General features: G+C 58.2%; 21 protein-coding genes. 12 read left to right on the forward strand and 9 right to left on the reverse strand.

Going from position 1 to position 19,390, the window contains the following annotated elements; translation table 11 throughout:
• Positions 1-75 precede the first annotated feature (75 nt).
• The 7 genes from ACZRKZ_RS08065 to ACZRKZ_RS08095 all read left to right on the forward strand — a co-directional run bounded on the left by ACZRKZ_RS08065 (position 76) and on the right by ACZRKZ_RS08095 (position 4,301).
• Entirely contained in the window at positions 76-747 is a 672-nt protein-coding gene (locus tag ACZRKZ_RS08065) for a Bax inhibitor-1/YccA family protein (RefSeq protein WP_133100215.1), read from the forward strand.
• A 102-nt stretch (positions 748-849) separates the two neighbouring features.
• A complete protein-coding gene (gene tusD, locus ACZRKZ_RS08070; protein ID WP_463969482.1) occupies positions 850-1,242 on the forward strand; it encodes a sulfurtransferase complex subunit TusD in 393 nt (130 codons plus the stop codon).
• Position 1,243: 1 nt separating this feature from the next.
• The gene (gene tusC / locus ACZRKZ_RS08075) at positions 1,244-1,594 is read left to right on the forward strand and encodes a sulfurtransferase complex subunit TusC (protein WP_463969481.1); all 351 of its coding nucleotides are present in this window, start codon (positions 1,244-1,246) and stop codon (positions 1,592-1,594) included.
• Entirely contained in the window at positions 1,594-1,887 is a 294-nt protein-coding gene (tusB, locus tag ACZRKZ_RS08080) for a sulfurtransferase complex subunit TusB (protein ID WP_463981300.1), read from the forward strand. The genes tusC and tusB overlap by 1 nt, the downstream gene beginning before the upstream one ends.
• Positions 1,884-2,219, forward strand: a complete 336-nt coding sequence (locus ACZRKZ_RS08085) for a TusE/DsrC/DsvC family sulfur relay protein (protein WP_463969479.1) — start codon at positions 1,884-1,886, stop codon at positions 2,217-2,219. Before tusB ends, ACZRKZ_RS08085 begins: the two co-directional genes overlap by 4 nt.
• Complete coding sequence (locus ACZRKZ_RS08090) at positions 2,216-3,217, forward strand: glycosyl transferase family protein (protein WP_463981301.1); 1,002 nt, start codon at positions 2,216-2,218, stop codon at positions 3,215-3,217. Before ACZRKZ_RS08085 ends, ACZRKZ_RS08090 begins: the two co-directional genes overlap by 4 nt.
• A gap of 88 nt (positions 3,218-3,305) precedes the next feature.
• Positions 3,306-4,301: a glutathione S-transferase family protein gene (locus ACZRKZ_RS08095; RefSeq protein WP_463981302.1), complete on the forward strand. Its 996-nt coding sequence runs from the start codon at positions 3,306-3,308 to the stop codon at positions 4,299-4,301.
• A 33-nt stretch (positions 4,302-4,334) separates the two neighbouring features.
• Here ACZRKZ_RS08095 and cysG read toward each other — a convergent pair whose 3' ends face one another.
• Genes cysG through ACZRKZ_RS08125 form a run of 6 tightly spaced genes read right to left on the reverse strand, consistent with a single transcriptional unit; the run spans position 4,335 to position 11,837 of the window.
• The gene (gene cysG, locus ACZRKZ_RS08100) at positions 4,335-5,729 is read right to left on the reverse strand and encodes a siroheme synthase CysG (protein WP_463981303.1); all 1,395 of its coding nucleotides are present in this window, start codon (positions 5,727-5,729) and stop codon (positions 4,335-4,337) included.
• Positions 5,730-7,010 carry a serine--tRNA ligase gene (gene serS, locus ACZRKZ_RS08105; RefSeq protein ID WP_463981304.1) on the reverse strand — a complete coding sequence of 427 codons (1,281 nt, stop codon included), beginning with the start codon at positions 7,008-7,010 and terminating at the stop codon, positions 5,730-5,732. It abuts the gene before it with no gap.
• A 16-nt stretch (positions 7,011-7,026) separates the two neighbouring features.
• Positions 7,027-7,401 carry a fluoride efflux transporter CrcB gene (crcB, locus tag ACZRKZ_RS08110; protein WP_463981305.1) on the reverse strand — a complete coding sequence of 125 codons (375 nt, stop codon included), beginning with the start codon at positions 7,399-7,401 and terminating at the stop codon, positions 7,027-7,029.
• Complete coding sequence (locus ACZRKZ_RS08115; RefSeq protein WP_133100225.1) at positions 7,401-8,723, reverse strand: replication-associated recombination protein A; 1,323 nt, start codon at positions 8,721-8,723, stop codon at positions 7,401-7,403. Before ACZRKZ_RS08115 ends, crcB begins: the two co-directional genes overlap by 1 nt.
• A gap of 27 nt (positions 8,724-8,750) precedes the next feature.
• Positions 8,751-9,374, reverse strand: coding sequence for an outer membrane lipoprotein periplasmic chaperone LolA (gene lolA, locus ACZRKZ_RS08120; RefSeq protein ID WP_133100226.1), 624 nt, complete (start codon positions 9,372-9,374; stop codon positions 8,751-8,753).
• 57 nt (positions 9,375-9,431) lie between these two features.
• Positions 9,432-11,837, reverse strand: a complete 2,406-nt coding sequence (locus ACZRKZ_RS08125; protein WP_463981306.1) for a DNA translocase FtsK — start codon at positions 11,835-11,837, stop codon at positions 9,432-9,434.
• A gap of 185 nt (positions 11,838-12,022) precedes the next feature.
• Here ACZRKZ_RS08125 and ACZRKZ_RS08130 point away from each other — a divergent pair, with 185 nt between their 5' ends.
• The 4 genes from ACZRKZ_RS08130 (at position 12,023) to infA (ending at position 14,132) form a co-directional block, all read left to right on the forward strand.
• A complete protein-coding gene (locus tag ACZRKZ_RS08130; RefSeq protein ID WP_463981307.1) occupies positions 12,023-12,331 on the forward strand; it encodes a hypothetical protein in 309 nt (102 codons plus the stop codon).
• 38 nt (positions 12,332-12,369) lie between these two features.
• A complete protein-coding gene (aat, locus tag ACZRKZ_RS08135) occupies positions 12,370-13,050 on the forward strand; it encodes a leucyl/phenylalanyl-tRNA--protein transferase (RefSeq protein ID WP_463981308.1) in 681 nt (226 codons plus the stop codon).
• Positions 13,051-13,105: 55 nt separating this feature from the next.
• Positions 13,106-13,813 (forward strand): arginyltransferase, encoded by a 708-nt coding sequence (locus ACZRKZ_RS08140; protein WP_149414855.1) that lies wholly within the window; start codon positions 13,106-13,108, stop codon positions 13,811-13,813.
• Between the two features lie 100 nt (positions 13,814-13,913).
• Positions 13,914-14,132, forward strand: coding sequence for a translation initiation factor IF-1 (gene infA, locus ACZRKZ_RS08145; RefSeq protein ID WP_002553999.1), 219 nt, complete (start codon positions 13,914-13,916; stop codon positions 14,130-14,132).
• Positions 14,133-14,355: 223 nt separating this feature from the next.
• Here the strand turns inward: infA and clpA are convergent, their stop codons facing one another.
• Together clpA and clpS are read right to left on the reverse strand one after the other, a co-directional pair.
• Complete coding sequence (clpA, locus tag ACZRKZ_RS08150; RefSeq protein WP_463981309.1) at positions 14,356-16,626, reverse strand: ATP-dependent Clp protease ATP-binding subunit ClpA; 2,271 nt, start codon at positions 16,624-16,626, stop codon at positions 14,356-14,358.
• 29 nt (positions 16,627-16,655) lie between these two features.
• Positions 16,656-17,045, reverse strand: a complete 390-nt coding sequence (clpS, locus tag ACZRKZ_RS08155) for an ATP-dependent Clp protease adapter ClpS (protein WP_463969469.1) — start codon at positions 17,043-17,045, stop codon at positions 16,656-16,658.
• Positions 17,046-17,263: 218 nt separating this feature from the next.
• On the opposite strand from clpS, the gene cspD reads away from it, so the two are divergent.
• Positions 17,264-17,569: a cold shock domain-containing protein CspD gene (gene cspD, locus ACZRKZ_RS08160; protein WP_463981310.1), complete on the forward strand. Its 306-nt coding sequence runs from the start codon at positions 17,264-17,266 to the stop codon at positions 17,567-17,569.
• Positions 17,570-17,654: 85 nt separating this feature from the next.
• On the opposite strand, the gene icd is transcribed toward cspD, so the two are convergent.
• The gene (gene icd, locus ACZRKZ_RS08165) at positions 17,655-18,911 is read right to left on the reverse strand and encodes an NADP-dependent isocitrate dehydrogenase (RefSeq protein ID WP_133100233.1); all 1,257 of its coding nucleotides are present in this window, start codon (positions 18,909-18,911) and stop codon (positions 17,655-17,657) included.
• Between the last annotated feature and the right edge of the window lie 479 nt (positions 18,912-19,390).

Below are 19,390 nucleotides of genomic sequence, written 5' to 3' on the forward strand. Positions count from 1 at the left end.
TCTCTGCGTAGCTTGTTACAGGGCGTCTGTTATGATCTTTGCGACTGAACGTTTCAAAACTGAAGGAGTGTCGCCATGCGCGAACAGGATTACGCAGTTAATAGCAACGTGCAGGCTGAGCAGCTAGAGGTTAGCCGCGTCCTGCGCAACACATACGGCTTGCTCGCTCTCACCCTCGCGTTTAGCGGCGTGATGGCGTTCGTGGCCCAGCAAATGCGCGTCGGCTACCCGAATATCTTTGTGGTACTGATCGGCTTCTATGGTCTGTTTTTCCTGACCAACAAGCTGCGTGACTCGGCCTGGGGCCTGGTGTCGGCGTTTGCCTTGACCGGTTTCATGGGTTTCCTGCTGGGCCCGATCCTTAACCGCTACCTCGGCATGCAGGGCGGCGCGGAAGTGGTCAGCTCGGCGTTTGCCATGACCGCCCTGGTGTTTGGTGGTCTGTCGGCCTATGTGCTGATTACCCGCAAGGACATGAGTTTCCTCGGTGGCTTCATCACTGCTGGCTTCTTCGTGTTGCTGGCGGCGGTGCTGGCGAGCATGTTCTTCCAGATCAGCGGCCTGCAATTGGCAATCAGCGCGGGTTTTGTGCTGTTTTCCTCGGTCTGCATTCTGTTCCAGACCAGCGCCATCATCCATGGCGGCGAGCGTAACTACATCATGGCGACCATCAGCCTGTATGTATCGATCTACAACCTGTTTATCAGCCTGTTGCAGATCTTCGGCATCATGAGCCGCGACGACTGATCGTAGCCTCATGCAAAAAGCCCGCTTCGGCGGGCTTTTTGTTGTCTGCGGCTTTATCATTGGCCCAGGTTTGCCGACCGTCTGTTCCATAAAGAGTGTTCCATGAAGTTCGCGATTGCGCTTTTCTCCGCCGCCCATGCGCCCTCCTCGCGCCGCGCCCTGCTGTTCGCCCAAGCGGCGCTGGCTGGTGGGCATGAGATTGTGCGGCTGTTTTTTTATCAGGATGGCGTCTACAGCGCGTCCAACTCGGTTGTGACACCGCAGGATGAGCAGGACATCGCCCAGCAATGGCGGACGTTTGTCAGTGAACACCAATTGGATGGCGTGGTGTGCATCGCCGCAGCTTTGCGTCGCGGGGTGCTGAACGCCGAAGAGGCTTCGCGCTATCAACGTAGCGCGGTGAGTCTGGATGCACCTTGGGCGTTATCGGGCCTTGGGCAGTTGCACGACGCCGTGCAGGACGCCGACCGCCTGATCTGTTTTGGAGGCCCATAAGATGTCTAAATCCTTGCTGGTTATCAGCCGTCAGGCGCCGTGGTCCGGGCCGAGCGCGCGGGAAGCGCTGGATATTGTTCTAGCCGGTGGCGCGTTTGATTTGCCCATTGGCCTGCTGTTTCTGGATGACGGAGTGTTTCAACTGGCAACGGGCCAGGACGCCAAAGCCGTGCAGCAGAAAGACCTCAGCGCCAATCTGCAAGCGCTGTCGCTGTTTGGCATTGATGAGGTGTTCGCGTGCAGCCAGAGCCTTGCCGAACGTGGACTAACATCTGCCGGCAGCGCGCAGCCGCTGAACAGCGAAGAGATTTCCCGGATGATTGACCGTTACAGTCAGGTGATTACCCTCTGATGTCGACCTTACATGTAGTGTCCCACTCGCCTTTTACCGATAGTCGCCTGGACAGCTGCCTGCGCCTTTGTGGCGTCCAGGACGCGATCCTGCTGTGCGGTGACGCTGCCTATGCCCTGCAGGCCGGCAGCGCACCCTTTGAGGCCCTGCAAGCCAAGGCGCTAAAGGTATTTGTCCTCGTCGAAGACAGCCAGGCTCGCGGCCTGCCCGTACCAGACTGGGCCAAGAGTGTCGACTATCCGGCTTTTGTCCAACTGTCGATCGACCATGACAAGGTCAACACCTGGCTATGAACACCCTGACCGTGGGCGAACACACCCTTGAGCTGGACAAGGACGGCTACCTGGTTGACCTGAGCGATTGGTCAATCGAGGTGGCCAACACCCTGGCCGCCGCCGAAGCGCTTGAGTTGACCCCTGAACACTGGGAAATCCTCAACGTGCTGCGTGGTTTTTATCAAGAGTTCCAGCTGTCGCCCGCCACCCGCCCGCTGATCAAGTACACCGCCTTGAAGCTGGGCCCGGAAAAAGGCAACAGCCTGCACCTTAACCGACTGTTTAAAGGCACTCCCGCCAAACTCGCCGCCAAGCTGGCGGGCCTGCCCAGGCCGACGAATTGCTTATGACCGATTTTTCCCCGCTGATCACCGAAACGCCTGCCGAGCATCCGTTTGCGCCATTCGTGCGCATCCTGGGCAAGGGCAAACGTGGCGCCCGCAGCCTGACCCGCGAAGAAGCGCGGGAAGCCATGGGTATGCTGCTCGATGAAAAAGTCGAAGACACCCAGCTCGGTGCGTTCCTGATGCTGTTGCGGCACAAGGAAGAAAGCCCGGAAGAGCTCGCCGGCTTTACCGAAGCGGTACGCGAACGACTCAACGCCCCTGCCTTACAAGTAGATGTCGACTGGCCTACCTATGCCGGGAAAAAACGCCACCTGCCCTGGTACCTGCTGGCGGCCAAGTGCCTGGCACAAAACGGCGTGCGCATTTTTATGCATGGCGGCGGCGCTCATACAGCGGGTCGGCTCTACACCGAGCAGTTGCTGGAAGGCTTGCAGATCCCGCTGTGCCGCACTTGGCAGCAAGTCGAGACCGCCCTTGAACAGGGCAACCTGGCCTTTATGCCCCTGGACGACTGGGCGCCGCAGCTGCAGCGCATGATCGATCTACGCAACACGCTGGGCCTGCGTTCACCAATCCACTCCCTGGCGCGCATCCTCAATCCGTTGAACGCTCGCTGCGGCCTGCAAAGCATCTTCCATCCGGGCTATCAGGGTGTGCATCGCGATGCCAGCGGCCTGCTCGGCGACAATACCATCGTGATCAAGGGCGATGGCGGCGAGATCGAGATCAACCCGGACACCATCAGCCACTTGTACGGCACCACCGGCGGCGAAAACTGGGATGAAGAGTGGCCCGCCCTCTCCCCCCAGCGCCACGTCAAGCCGGCGGCCCTCGACCCCGAGCATCTAAAGGCGCTGTGGCGCGGCGATGTAGAGGACAGCTATCCACAACTGGCCCTAATAGCCACCATGGCTCTGGCGTTGCGCGGCCTTGGCCACCCACGGGAGCAGGCGTTCGAGCTGGCCCAGCAGTACTGGGACGCCCGGGACAAATCGATTTAGTCGATCATTAACCCCCAGCCTTTGCGCTACTTGTTCGAACTCAGACCTTTAGACTGGACTCCAACGCTTATTAGCCAAGGAGTCAGTCATGGGTTTGCTGATCGAAGGACGCTGGCATGACCAGTGGTACGAAAGTAGCGCAGATGGCGCCTTCCAACGGGAACAGGCGCAACGCCGCAACTGGGTAACTGCCGACGGCCTGCCCGGCCCTACAGGCGATGGCGGCTTCGCTGCCGAAGCGGGTCGCTACCACCTGTACGTTTCCCTTGCCTGCCCCTGGGCACACCGCACACTGATCCTGCGTAAACTCAAGGGCCTGGAAAGCCTGATCGACATGTCGGTGGTCAGTTGGCTGATGCTGGAGAACGGCTGGACCTTCGACAAGGCCCATGGCTCCAGCGGCGACAAGCTCGACGATTTCACCTACATGCATCAGCGCTACACCGCCGATACGGCCAGTTACACCGGACGCGTCACCGTGCCAGTGCTATGGGACAAGAAGCTGAAGCAAATTGTCAGCAATGAATCGGCGGAGATCATCCGCATGTTCAACAGTGCGTTTAATGGGCTGACAGGTAACGAGCTGGACTTCTATCCCGAGGCGCTGCGCTCAACCATCGATGCACTGAACGATCGGATCTACCCCGCCGTGAACAATGGCGTCTACCGCGCAGGCTTTGCCACGTCGCAAAAGGCCTATGAGGCGGCTTTCGACGATGTGTTTGCCGAACTGGATCGACTGGAGCAGCACCTGGGTGAGAATCGCTACCTCGCCGGCAAATACCTCACCGAAGCTGATGTGCGCCTGTTCACCACGATGATCCGGTTTGATGCGGTGTACTACAGCCACTTCAAATGCAACCTGCGGCGGATTGCCGATTATCCGAATTTGTCGAATTGGCTAAGAGAGCTGTATCAGTGGCCAGGGATTGCCGAGACGGTGGATTTTGCTCACATCAAGGGTCACTACTACGCCAGTCACCGGACGATTAATCCGACGGGGATTGTACCGAAGGGGCCGTTGCAGGCGTTTGATGCGAAGCATGATCGGGAGAGATTGAGCGCAAAAGGGGTTTGGGCTTAATCACTGTAGGAGCGAGCAAGCTCGCTCCTACACCTAGACTTGCGACTGAGCGCCTTCAAACCACTTCAGCTTCTCACGCAGCAGCACCACTTCCCCGACAATCACCAGTGTCGGCGCATGAACCTCATGCTCCGCCACCATGCGTGGCAGGTCAGCCAGCGTGCCCGTGAACACCCGCTGGTTGGACGTAGTGCCCTGCTGGATCAACGCCGCCGGCGTATCCGCCGAACGCCCATGCTGGATCAGTTGTTCGCAGATGATCGGCAAACCAATCAAGCCCATGTAGAACACCAGGGTCTGTGATGGCCCCACCAGATCACTCCAGGGCAGGTCCGACGTACCGTCCTTCAAGTGCCCGGTAATGAAGCGAACTGATTGCGCATAGTCGCGGTGAGTCAGCGGAATACCGGCATACGCAGCACAACCACTGGCCGCAGTAATACCTGGCACGACCTGGAACGGGATGCCATGGGCCGCCAGTTCTTCGATCTCTTCGCCACCACGGCCGAAGATGAACGGATCGCCACCCTTGAGTCGCAATACACGCTTGCCCTGCTTGGCAAGGTCCACCAGTTGCTGGTTGATCTGGTCCTGAGGCACAGCGTGATCGGCGCGACGCTTGCCAACGTAAACCCGCTCGGCATCACGGCGACACAGTTCAAGAATCGCCGGCGCCACCAGACGGTCATACAGCACCACATCGGCTTGCTGCATCAAGCGCAAGGCACGGAAGGTCAGCAGGTCCGGATCACCAGGGCCTGCGCCCACCAGATAAACCTCGCCCGGCGCATGAGGCGGCGCACCGTTGATCTTGTCCACCAGCAGCCGCTCAGCTTCGTCACCCTGCCCGGCCAGCTGCCGATCAGCGATTGGCCCCTGAAAGACTTCCTCCCAGAACGCCCGACGTTGCTGCACGTCCGCAAACAAGCCTTTGACCTGGGTGCGAAAGCGCGCAGCCAACCCGGCCAACTGGCCATAAGTCGACGGAATCCAGGTTTCCAGCTTGGCTCGGATCAACCTCGCCAGCACTGGCGCATCGCCACCACTGGAGACAGCAATCACCAAAGGTGAACGATCGACAATCGCCGGGAAGATCACGCTGCACAAGGCAGGTGCATCCACCACATTGACCGGCACACAACGGCGCCGGGCATCACTGGAGACTTGCGCGTTCAGCGGCTCGTCATCCGTAGCCGCGATGATCAGGGTGCAACCATCAAGGTCCACTTCCTGATAACCGCGCACAATTAGTTCACCGCCACTGCCCTGCACCAGTTCACGCAACTGGTCTTCAATCTGGGGAGCAACCACCCGCAACGACGCGCCGGCGTCGGCCAGCAGCCGGGATTTGCGCAAGGCAATCTCCCCGCCACCGACGACCAACACACGACTGCCGCGCAGGTTATGAAACAGCGGCAGAAATTCCATTTAGCCGATGACCTCAATGCCCGCCATGTAAGGCTTGAGCACATCTGGCACACGAATCGAACCGTCGGCTTGCTGGTAGTTTTCCAGCACCGCGACCAAGGTCCGACCCACTGCCAGACCAGAACCGTTCAAGGTGTGGACCAGTTCCGGCTTGCCGGTTTCCGGATTGCGGAAACGCGCCTGCATGCGACGGGCCTGGAAATCACCGCAGTTGGAGCACGACGAAATCTCGCGGTACTTGTCCTGGCTCGGTACCCAGACTTCCAGGTCGTAAGTCTTGACCGCGCTGAAACCCATGTCGCCGGTGCATAGCGCCAGCACTCGATACGGCAGTTCCAGCAATTGCAGGACACGCTCGGCGTTGGCAGTCAGGCCTTCCAGCGCTTGCATGGAGGTCGACGGCTCGACGATCTGTACCATCTCTACCTTGTCGAACTGGTGCTGTCGGATCATGCCGCGAGTATCGCGACCGGATGCACCGGCCTCGCTACGAAAGCACGGCGTGTGGGCGACGAACTTCAATGGCAACTGCTTGGCGTCGAGGATTTCCCCGGCGACGATGTTGGTCAGCGACACTTCGGCGGTAGGGATCAGGTACAGATCGGCTTCGCCTTCGCGGCTGATCTTGAACAGGTCTTCCTCGAACTTGGGCAACTGGCTGGTACCAACCAACGCCGGCGCCTGTACCAGGTAAGGCGTGTAGGCCTCTTCGTAGCCGTGTTCGCCGGTGTGCAGGTTGACCATGAACTGCGCCAGGGCACGGTGCATACGGGCAATCGGGCCACGCAGCAAGGCAAAACGGGCGCCGGACAGCTTGGCGGCGGTTTCGAAATCCAGGCCGCCACTCAGTTCGCCGAGGGCGACGTGGTCCTTGATCTCGAAATCAAAGGCCTTCGGTGTGCCCCAGCGGCGCACTTCGACGTTGCCGTCTTCGTCGACACCGACCGGCACCGACTCGTGCGGCAGGTTAGGGATGCCCAGCAGGATCGAATCCAGCTCGGTCTGGATCGCGTCCAGCTCCACTTTACCGCTGGCCAGTTCACCCGCCATGCGCTCGACATCTGCCATCAACGGCGCGATGTCTTCGCCACGCTGCTTGGCCTGACCGATGGATTTGGAACGCGCATTACGCTCAGCCTGCAGTGCTTCGGTGCGGGTCTGGACGGTCTTGCGCTGTTCTTCCAGCGCTTCGATGCGCGCAACATCCAGGGCAAAGCCACGGGATGCCAGGCGGTCCGCTACGTCCTGAAGGTTGCTACGTAACAGTTTGGAATCGAGCATGTCGGTCTCTCGTTTATCAAAGTTTGGTCAAGGACAGGCCAGCCCAGGTGGCGAGCAGCCCGCCGAACACGCTGATGGCCAGGTACCCGAAGGCGACCGGTGCCTGCCCGCTTTCCAGCAGACGCAACGTATCCAGTGAAAAGGATGAAAAGGTCGTCAGACCGCCTACAAAGCCGACAATCAAACCGGCGCGAATTTCAATGGGCACTTCCGGGCGCAACAAAAACAGCCCGTACAACACGCCAATGATCAAACACCCCACCAAGTTGACCGCCAGGGTCGCCGCATAAAAATGTCGCGGCCAGTTGGCACTCACCCAGTTGCTTGCGGCGAAACGCAATAATGTACCAGCGATGCCGGCCACGGACACGGCAAGAATCATTCTAAGCACTACTTTCTCCGCTGTTTCGGGCTAAGTCGGTCGAGTTGGGCGAGGTGATTGAGTTTCTCACCGATCTTCAGCTCCAGGCCACGAGGCACCGGTTGGTAGAACGGCTGAGGCTCAAGCTCGTCGGGAAAATAGTCTTCGCCGGCCGCATAGGCATCCGGCTCATCATGGGCGTAACGGTATTCGTCGCCATAACCCAGCTGTTTCATCAGTTTGGTCGGCGCATTGCGCAGGTGCAGCGGCACCTCCAGCGAACCGTGCTCGGCGGCAGCGCGCAATGCGGACTTGAACCCCATATAAACCGCGTTGCTTTTCGGCGCACAGGCCAGGTAGGTAATGGCCTGGGCCACCGCCAACTCGCCTTCCGGGCTGCCGAGGCGCTCTTGCACTTCCCAGGCGGCGAGGCACAGGCTCAGGGCGCGCGGGTCGGCGTTGCCAATGTCTTCGCTGGCCATACGTACCACACGCCGAGCCAGATACAGTGGGTCGCAACCACCGTCGATCATGCGGGCGAACCAGTACAGCGCGCCGTCGGGGTTGGAGCCTCGCACCGACTTGTGCAGCGCCGATATCTGGTCGTAAAACGCTTCGCCGCCCTTGTCGAAACGGCGGCGGGTATCGCCCAAAAGGCTTTGCAGCAGGTCGACACCGATTTCACTAGCATCTTCAGCCAGGTCGGAAGCGTTCTCCAACAAGTTGAGAAAACGTCGCCCGTCTCCGTCAGCGGCGCTTAGCAGAATCTTGAAACCTTCTTCACTGAGACTCAACTGGCGCTTGCCCAGGCCCTTGTCTTCACTCAACGCTCTCTGCAGCAGCTTTTTCATGGCTGCTTCGTCGAGGCTTTTGAGCACATAGACCCGCGCCCGAGACAACAGGGCGTTGTTCAGCTCAAAGGAGGGGTTTTCGGTGGTGGCACCAATAAAGATCAGCGTGCCGTCTTCGACATAGGGCAGGAACGCATCCTGTTGCGACTTGTTGAAACGGTGCACTTCGTCGACGAACAAGATGGTGCGCTTGCCGTATTGACCGGCCTGCTGCTTGGCGATTTCCACAGCCTGGCGGATTTCCTTGACCCCGGCCAGTACCGCCGAGACCGTTTCGAAGTGCGCGTCCGAGACCTTTGCCAGCAGCCGCGCCAGAGTGGTTTTACCCACGCCCGGCGGCCCCCAGAAAATCATCGAGTGCAGGGCACCCTGCTCCAGGGCTTCGCGCAAGGGTTTGCCGCGAGCGAGCAGGTGTTCCTGCCCGACGTACTCGTCCAGGTTGGTCGAGCGCAGGCGCGCCGCCAAAGGTTGAGCAATCGGGTCACTTCGAAACAGGTCCATGGGCAGCGTTTATAACCTCTAGGCAGTTTATTCCTGGATCACATCGGCACCCTTGGGGATGTCGAACTTGAACTTGGAAGCGGCGACAGGCTCATTGGCCTTGACCCCGGTGAACAAGATATTGGTGCGCTGGCCGACGCTGTCGATCAACTGCATGTCGTTAATCATGCCATTGCGAAACGACAGGCGCAGGCTGTCAAACAGCGTGTCCTTGGATTTCGGCTTGAGGGTGAAGTCGATCACGCCGCTGGCCTGCTTGGACGTAATATCAAAGCTCTCACTGATTTGCGACACATTGCCAGACAGCAGCAAGGCCGGGGTCTGGCTCAGGCGCGGATCAAGTGTCTTGATGGTCGCCTGCTCCAGATCCGGATCCCACAGGGTCACCTTCTTGCCATCAGAGACAATGGTTTGCTCGGCGGGTGCGTCGGTATGCCAGTAGAAAAGCCCTGGGCGCTGCACTGCCATTTCGCCAGCGGTTTCCTGCAACTGGGTACCGCCACCATCCAGGGTCAACTGGGAAAAGCGTGCGGTCAGTGTCTTGGATTTTTCCAGCAAGTTGGTCAGGCTCGCAACGGAGGCCGGATCAGCGTGAGCAGAAAGAGCGGTCAAAGCCAGCGCCGGCAACAACAGCATGCGGATAAGACGCATGGGAGTCCTCATAGATTTCGGTTGAAAGGCGAGCCGCGCGTGGTCACGCGGCACATATCAGTCGCGCACCGGCCCCGGCGCAAGAACTTCGCGGGAACCGTTGGTGTTCATGGACGTCACCACACCAGCCATTTCCATGGATTCGATCATGCGGGCGGCGCGGTTATAGCCGATCTTCAGTTTGCGCTGAACAGCAGAGATCGAGGCACGACGACTTTCCAGGACGAACTGTACGGCTTCGTCATAGAGCGCATCGGTTTCGGCATCATCATCGCCACCACTGCCGCCGTCAAAGCCACTGCCGGCCTCTTCGACGCCTGCGAGAATATCGTCGTTGTATTCCGGGGCGCCGCGCAGTTTCCAGGCTTCCACCACGCGGTGTACTTCATCATCGGAGACGAACGCACCGTGGACCCGGATCGGCAGGCTCGTGCCTGGCGGCATGTAGAGCATGTCACCGTGGCCCAGCAACTGTTCAGCGCCACCCTGGTCGATGATGGTCCGTGAGTCGATCTTGCTCGACACCTGGAACGCCATGCGGGTTGGGATGTTGGCCTTGATCAGACCGGTGATCACATCCACCGACGGCCGCTGGGTCGCCAGAATCAAGTGAATACCGGCAGCACGAGCCTTCTGGGCAATACGAGCAATCAGCTCTTCGACCTTCTTGCCAACGATCATCATCATGTCGGCAAATTCGTCGACCACCACCACGATGGTCGGCAGTTTGATCAGCAATGGTGCTTCGTCGTGAATACTTTCGCGTTTGTACAGCGGATCGGTCAGCGGCGTGCCGGCGTCCTGGGCTTCCTTGACCTTGGCGTTGAAGCCAGAGAGGTTACGCACGCCCATCTTCGCCATCAACTTGTAGCGCCGCTCCATCTCGGCGACGCTCCAGCGCAGGGCGTTGGCGGCGTCCTTCATGTCGGTTACCACCGGGCACAACAGGTGCGGAATGCCTTCGTAGATCGACAGTTCAAGCATTTTCGGGTCGATCATGATCAGTTTGGCGTCTTCCGGGCCAGACTTGAACAGGATCGACAGGATCATCGCGTTCACACCCACCGACTTACCTGAACCGGTGGTACCGGCTACCAGCAGGTGAGGCATTTTCGCCAGGTCAGTGATGACCGGCCTACCACCGATGTCATGGCCCAGGGCCAAGGTGACCGGCGACTTGAAGTTGTCGTACTCCGATGTCGACAGCACTTCGGAGAAGCGCACGATCTGCCGGTCTTCGTTGGGAATCTCGATACCGACGGTAGTCTTGCCCGGAATCACTTCCACCACCCGCACACTGGTCACGGCCAGGGAACGCGCCAAGTCTTTAGCGAGGTTGGAAATGCGGCTGACCTTCACACCAGCGGCCGGCTGGATTTCGTAACGAGTGATCACGGGGCCTGGATGAATCGAGTCCACCGAGACTTCGACGCCGAACTCCTTGAGTTTGATTTCCAGCAAATGGCCAACGGCCGCCAGGGACTCAGGGGAATAGTTGAGTTTTTTCTTCTCGGCTGGATCAAGAATCGAGATCGGCGGCAAGGTCCCTTCCACGGCGCTGTCGACAAACAATGGAGCCTGTTTCTCTTTCTGCACGCGCTTGCTCTGCTCCGCAGCCATGGTCGGCGCGGGGGCAATCACCGGCGGTACTTGCTTCTCGCGGTCAGACATGTGCTTGGTCAGGGCCTGCTCGCGCTCGATCAGCCGCTCCTTGACCTTGGCCTGTTCACGCCGGTCCGGCGTGCTGGGGGCAACCACTTCGCTGACGCGGGTGTCGACCTCACGCAACTGCGCGACCATGCGCTTGCGGTCCACGCGAGCTGACCACCAGCGGTTGGCGGCGCTCTGGAATAGTTCGAGCAGGTCCAGGGTGATCTTGCCGGTCACGTCCATGACCTTGAACCAGGACAGGTCGGTAAATACCGTCAAGCCGAACAGGAACAAGGCGATGAACATCAGGGTGCTGCCCTGGATGTTCAGGCTCTTGCGGGCCAGGTCACCTAGGCTTTCGCCCAAGGCGCCGCCCGCTCCAGCCGGCAAGCCGGTAGGTGCGTGAAAATGGATATGCGCCAAGGCCGCGCCCGACAACACCAGGAACACCAGTCCGATCAAGCGCCAGGAAAACAGCCAGCCGCTCCACTGCCAGGGTTCATGGCGCTGCCGGAAAATCTGCCAGGTCTTGATTGCCAGCAACAACGGGAAGATATAAGCGAAATATCCCAGGATCATGAACAGGATATCGGCGCTGTAGGAGCCGGCAGGACCACCGAAGTTCTGCACATCGTCGATCTTGCTGTTATGGCTCCAGCCCGGATCATCCTTGCCATAGGTCAACAAGGCCATCATCAGGAACAGGCATAAAGCGCCGATGGCAATCAGCGCACCTTCCTTGAGCCGGTAGTGCAGATGCTGGCGCCAGGCCGGAACTACTGCTGTTTTAGGTGTTACGGTGGATTTCTTCAAAACTGGTCTTTTCCTGCGCCTGTAGCGCGTCCAACTGTTGAATGACTACAAAAACACTGCCCAATCCGGACAGGTAAAAAAGTGAACCCGCGTCGTTGATACTTCTTTTAACACTCTGTGACGGGATCATGAAACGGCGATAACGCCTGAACACAAGGATATAGCGCCGCATTGTACGGGTTTGTGTGCCCGTTGCCACGCAGTTGGCTCACCAATACAGCCTAGCCAATGGCAATTTTCATGCAATTCAATTTGAGCATGCATTGTCTTTGCTGACAAAGGCTTATGAGCTGTTGTTATCAGACTGGACAAGCATCGAAAGCGATCATCCTGCGCCATCCGCCCAGCGGATCATCACTGAACCCGATTACGACCACACCTCTGCCTTAGAGTTGCAGAAACACTCGCTTATGCATCCGGGCACTGATTGCGCGTTCGGGGTAGCCGAGCTGCGTCCCGTCGACAATAATCACTGCCTGATGCGGCGGGCCTAGACCTGTCACCGCCCTCCCCTCCCCTAAGTCTGAATACCATGCTGACCTGGCTGCAACGCAACACCCTGACTTTCCCGCCGCTGGCAAAAGCCATGCGCGAACCCAATGGCCTGCTTGCGGCCGGTGGCGACCTGTCTGCCGACCGCCTGATCAAGGCCTATCGCCACGGCTGCTTTCCCTGGTTTTCGGAAGGCCAGCCGATTCTCTGGTGGTCGCCCGACCCACGCACCGTGCTATTTCCCGCCGAACTGCACGTATCCCGCAGCCTGGGTAAATTACTGCGTCAGCAACGCTATGAGGTTACCTTCGACAAGGACTTCGCCGCAGTCATCCAGGCCTGCGCCGCCCCCCGACGCTACGCCGACGGCACCTGGATCACCGACGCCATGCAGAGCGCCTACCTGCAACTGCATCAACGCGGTTATGCCCACTCGGTGGAAGTCTGGGACCAGGATGAACTGGTCGGCGGCCTCTACGGCCTGGCGATGGGCCAGTTATTTTTCGGTGAGTCGATGTTCAGCCGCGCCGACAACGCCTCGAAATTCGGCTTTGCTACCCTGGTCAAGCAATTACAGGCCTGGGGGTTTGTGCTGATTGACTGCCAGATGCCCACCGATCATCTGCACAGCCTCGGCGCCCGCGCCATACCCCGCAGCGACTTTGCCGGTTATCTGCGCGATCATCTGGACCAACCCAGCGCCGCACCGTGGGTTTCCTAGGCGACTTCGTCGCACCTGGCTTACACTTATTTCAAAGCTTATCCGAGGGTTGATCATGACCGAGTTGGCGCGCTTGAAGTTTTATGCCACTCAACCCCACTCTTGCAGCTATCTGCCCGATGAGCAGGCCACCACGCTGTTCCTCGACCCCAGCCAGCCAATGGACGTGCACGTCTATGCCGATCTGTCGGAGATGGGCTTTCGGCGCAGCGGCGACCACCTCTACCGGCCCCACTGCCAGAACTGCAATGCTTGTGTGCCGGCACGCATTCCCGTGGCGCAATTTTTGCCAGATCGTAATCAGAAACGCATTCTCAAGCGCAATGCCGACCTGACGGTGACACCGGCCAAACCAGGCTTCAGCGAAGAATATTTTGATCTCTACCAGCGCTACATCGAACAACGCCACGCCGATGGCGACATGTTCCCGCCCAGCCGCGACCAGTTCTCCACGTTTCTGGTGCGCGAGCTGCCGTTCTCACGCTTCTACGAGTTTCGCCTTGAGGGACGGCTGGTGGCCGTTGCCGTCACGGACCTGCTGCCCAACGGCCTGTCTGCGGTCTACACCTTTTACGAACCTACCGAAGAACGCCGCAGCCTGGGACGCTTTGCAATCCTCTGGCAAATCGGCGAAGCGTTGAGGCTGGAATTGGAAGCGGTATACCTCGGATACTGGATCAAGAACTGCAAAAAAATGAACTACAAGACCCAATATCGGCCCATTGAGCTGCTAATTAATCAAAGATGGGTCACTCTGAACTAGAACCCCTTGGCTTAAACCCCATTTTTCGGGCACAATGCACGCCGCTTTTGCCTGGAGCAGTTGCACCGGGCCATTCATTGGATACCGAGGGCTTTACTGCATGTCGAAAGAAGACAGCTTCGAAATGGAAGGCACTGTCGTCGACACCCTGCCCAACACCATGTTTCGTGTGGAGTTGGAAAATGGGCACGTCGTAACCGCGCATATTTCCGGCAAGATGCGCAAGAACTACATTCGTATTCTTACCGGCGACAAAGTGCGCGTCGAGCTGACGCCCTATGACTTGAGCAAAGGGCGCATCACTTACCGCGCTCGTTAATCAAGTCAATACAAAACGCCCGGTTATGCCGGGCGTTTTTGTGCGCGCAGTATTTAGCAGCACCATTGAGCCATTGTGGAGCGAGCTTGCTCGCGAAGGTGGTTAACCATAACGCAGGGCACCTGGCAACCAAGGGCGCCCTTTCGTTTTTCGCGAGCAAGCTCATTCCTACACACAGCAAAAAGGCGCCTCTCGGCGCCTTTTGCTTTATTGCAGTCAGCTATCAGGCCATTTCAGCCGTGGTTTCGAACTCGAAGGTCAGTTCACCGTCCTTCAGATCGATGTGCACCACGCCACCATGGTCAGCCAGTTCACCAAACAGGATCTCTTCGGCCAGTGGACGCTTGATCTTGTCCTGGATCAACCGCGCCATCGGCCGTGCCCCCATTGCCGCGTCGTAGCCACCCGCGGCCAGCCAGCTGCGTGCAGCGTCCGTTACTTCCAGCTGCACGCGCTTGTCTTCCAGCTGCGCCTGAAGCTCGGTAAGGAACTTGTCCACCACGTTCTTGATGACCTCATGACTGAGGCGACCAAACTGGATAATGGTGTCCAGACGGTTGCGAAACTCTGGCGTAAAGCTCTTCTTGACCACTTCCATCGCATCGGAAGAGTGATCCTGATGAGTAAAGCCAATGGAAGCCCGTGCGGCCGTTTCGGCACCGGCGTTGGTGGTCATGATCACGATCACGTTACGGAAGTCCGCCTTGCGCCCGTTGTTGTCGGTCAGGGTCCCATGGTCCATGACCTGCAGCAGCAGGTTGAAGACTTCCGGGTGGGCCTTCTCGATTTCATCGAGCAGTAATACGCAATGCGGCTGCTTGGTGATCGCCTCGGTCAACAGACCGCCCTGGTCGAACCCGACATAGCCCGGAGGCGCACCGATCAGGCGCGACACAGTGTGCCGCTCCATGTACTCGGACATGTCGAAACGCACCAGTTCGATGCCCATGGCCTTGGCCAACTGGCGTGCCGCCTCGGTCTTGCCGACACCGGTAGGCCCTGCGAACAGGAACGAGCCGACTGGCTTGTCCGGTGACTTGAGGCCAGCCCGGGACAGTTTGATCGCAGTCGACAGCGAATCAATCGCCGCATCCTGACCAAACACCGTCAGCTTGAGGTCGCGCTCCAGGTTACGCAGCAGCTCCTTATCGGAACTGGTGACGTGCTTTGGCGGAATTCGTGCGATTTTCGCCACGATATCCTCGACCTGAGGCACTTCAATGCGCTTCACACGCTTCTCGACCGGTTGCAGGCGCTGATAGGCCCCTGCTTCGTCGATGACGTCGATGGCCTTGTCCGGCATATGCCGATCATTGATATAGCGCGACGCGAGCTCAGCAGCAGCACGCAGGGCTTCATCGCTGTATTCGATGCCATGGTGCGCTTCGAAACGCCCCCTGAGACCGCGCAGAATGCCGATGGTGTCTTCGACCGAAGGCTCGGACACGTCGACCTTCTGGAAGCGACGTGCAAGGGCACGGTCTTTTTCGAAGATCCCGCGGAACTCCTGGAACGTGGTCGAACCTATGCAACGGATATCGCCCGATGACAGCAGCGGCTTGAGCAGGTTCGCGGCATCCATCACGCCGCCGGAGGCTGCACCGGCACCGATGATGGTGTGAATTTCATCGATAAACAGGATCGCCTGCGGACGTTTTTTCAGCTCGCCGAGCAACGCCTTGAAGCGCTTCTCGAAATCGCCACGGTACTTGGTCCCGGCGAGCAACGCGCCCAGATCAAGGGAGTAGACGACGCTGTTGGCCAGCAGATCGGGAACCTGATTATCAACGATACGCTTGGCCAGGCCTTCGGCAATCGCGGTTTTACCCACGCCCGCCTCGCCTACCAGCAGCGGATTGTTCTTGCGACGACGAGCCAGGATCTGCGCGACGCGCTCGACTTCCAGCTCACGCCCCACCAGCGGATCGATCCGCCCTTGGCGCGCCAGCTCGTTGAGGTTACTGGCATAGGCATCCAGTGGGTTGCTTGAAGAAGAAGACTCACCGCCCTCGTCGTCCTGCATATCCTGCTCACCCTCGGAGTGATCGCCATGCCCAGGCACTTTCGAGATGCCGTGGGCGATGTAGTTGACGACATCGATCCGGGCAACGCTCTGCTGCTTGAGCAGAAACACCGCCTGGCTTTCCTGTTCGCTGAAGATGGCGACCAGCACGTTGGCGCCAGTGACTTCGCGCTTCCCGGAGCTCTGTACGTGGAAGACGGCACGCTGAAGCACCCGCTGGAAGCCCAGGGTTGGCTGGGTTTCGCGGTCCTCGTCGTGAACGGGGATCAGTGGCGTGGTGGAGTCGATAAACTCTTGTAGATCATGCTTGAGCTTGTCGAGGTTGGAGCCGCACGCACGCAAAACGGTGGCGGCAGCTTCGTTATCCAAAAGTGCCAGCAGCAGGTGTTCGACGGTCATGAATTCATGACGCTTCGAACGGGCCTCCTTGAAGGCAAGATTGAGGGTGACTTCGAGCTCGCGGTTTAACATAGCTTCACCTCATACCCAACTGGTCGGAGTTAACCGTCCTTCTCGATTTCACAGAGTAGCGGATGCTGGCTTTCCCTGGCGTACTGGTTGACCTGCATGGCCTTCGTCTCGGCGATGTCGCGGGTAAACACTCCACATACTGCCCGTCCTTCTGTGTGAACGGCCAGCATTACCTTGGTCGCCAACTCGCGGTTCAGGCTAAAAAACACCTCGAGTACTTCGACGACGAAATCCATCGGCGTGTAGTCATCATTAAACAAAACCACCTTGTACATCGGCGGTGCCTGTAAAGCAGGCTTAGCCTCCTGGACAGCAATACCTGCAGAACCGTCGTCGCCCTCGTGACCATCCGGATGATCCTTATGGAGAGTCGGGCGGTCCTGATTGAATGTTAGTCGAATCTGGCTAATTGCATGCATGGAAAGAAAGGTTCGTCAGTTGTGCAAATACAGTGGTGGGGGCGGCCTGTCAGATTTTCAACTCTGGCCGACTGGTCGCCTTGACTATCGGCAAATCGGTGTTACAACCAATAGAACCCACAGTGGGTAAAAAAGGTCCGCGCAGTCAACCTTATTTGTTCGGGTTAGGACGGATAAACTGGATGATACTCCAGTGATGGAGTCTGGTGCAGAGGGATATGGGCATGGCTAGCGGCAAGGTCAAGTGGTTCAACAATGCCAAGGGGTACGGCTTCATTAATGAAGACGGCAAGGATGAAGACCTTTTTGCGCACTTTTCGGCCATCAGTATGGATGGCTATAAAACGCTCAAGGCCGGACAACCTGTAACCTTTGAAATCATTCAAGGGCCAAAGGGGCTTCACGCGGTGGAAATTCGTGCGCATGTCACGGAGAGTACCAGCACACAGACTGAAACCCCCGATCTGAGCGCAACCGCCAGCGAAAGACCCATGACTCAAAAATCAAAAAAACAAACGGCTTGATTCGCCGCTGAGTAAACGCTCCACGATAAAAAACCGACCCCCCAATGACTTGGGCGGGTCGGTTTTTTCTTTTCGGGTTGTCGACTTACATATGAGAAATCAATGCATCACCAAACGCCGACGAAGACAGCAACTTGGCCCCCTCCATCAAGCGATGGAAGTCATAGGTCACAGTCTTGGCCGAGATTGCGCCGTTGGTGCCCTTGATGATCAAGTCAGCCGCTTCGGTCCAGCCCATGTGACGCAGCATCATTTCTGCCGAAAGGATCAGCGAACCCGGGTTGACCTGGTCCTTGCCGGCGTATTTCGGCGCGGTACCGTGGGTGGCTTCGAACATCGCTATGGTGTCGGACAGGTTGGCGCCCGGTGCAATGCCGATACCGCCCACTTCTGCCGCCAGGGCATCAGATAGGTAGTCACCGTTGAGGTTCAGGGTAGCGATCACATCGTATTCGGCTGGGCGCAGCAGAATCTGCTGAAGCATGGCGTCGGCGATGGCGTCCTTGACCACGACGTTCTTGCCGGTGCGCGGGTTCTTGAATTGCATCCACGGACCACCGTCAAGCAGGGTCGCGCCGAACTCTTCGGCGGCCACTTCGTAGGCCCATTCCTTGAAGGCACCTTCGGTGAACTTCATGATATTGCCTTTGTGCACAATGGTCAGCGAGTCGCGGTCATTGTCGACCACATACTGCAGGGCCTTACGCGCCAGGCGCTTGGTGCCTTCCAGAGATACCGGCTTGATGCCAATACCGCAGTTTTGGTCGAAGCGGATTTTGGTAACACCCATTTCCTCTTTCAGAAACTTGATGACCTTGATCGCTTCCGGGGAACCGGCTTTCCACTCGATACCCGCGTAAATGTCCTCGGAGTTTTCACGGAAGATGGTCATGTCGACATCGCCAGGTTTCTTGACCGGGCTTGGCACACCTTCGAACCAGCGCACCGGGCGCAGGCACACATACAAATCGAGCTGTTGACGCATGGCCACGTTCAGCGAACGGATGCCACCACCGACCGGAGTGGTCAGCGGGCCCTTGATGGAAACCACGTAATCCTTGACCGCGTCCAGGGTTTCCTGGGGCAACCAGGTATCCTGGTCGTAAACTTGAGTCGCCTTCTCGCCGGCATAAACCTCCATCCAGGAAATCTTGCGCTTGCCGCCGTAGGCCTTGTTAACAGCTGCATCGACAACCTTGATCATCACCGGGCTGATGTCGACGCCAATACCGTCACCTTCAATGAAGGGAATGATCGGGTTGTTAGGAACATTGAGAGAATGGTCTGCATTGACGGTGATTTTGTCGCCGACTGCCGGAACCTGAATCTTCTTGTATCCCATGCTGAACTCCGTTTGTGGATTGAACATCTGGCTGCGCTCGAGCGTACTCCAGTTGCCTGGCAACGGGAACCTCAGCCCCCGCCCATTCGCTGCGAAAACAGCACATTTAGCTGCCTACAAGCTTGAAATAAAAGGGAAAAACGCCAAACTTGAGCATATCGTGCGACTTTAGGCGTAGCCCGGTACCTGCGACCTTTAGACCAATGGACGAGACACCTTTTGTATGAAGGCTCGGCGTAAGCATAGCGACCTATGTATAATGCCGCCGCTGACCACAGAGTCACGACGGCTGGCCTCTCTATTACGAGACTTTCCGCCCAAAAAGCCGGGCTGCCACAGCAGTCCACCCGCCTGACGCTCGACTGATGCAACCCAACATCATCGCGAAGAAACATCGACATTCGGCTCATGGATGACTTTGAACGAACGCGCTTTACCCGGCGCATCTCGAGTTTCCGCGCACGCTTTCAGTAAAGAAG

The organism is Pseudomonas sp. c313, assembly GCF_055407145.1.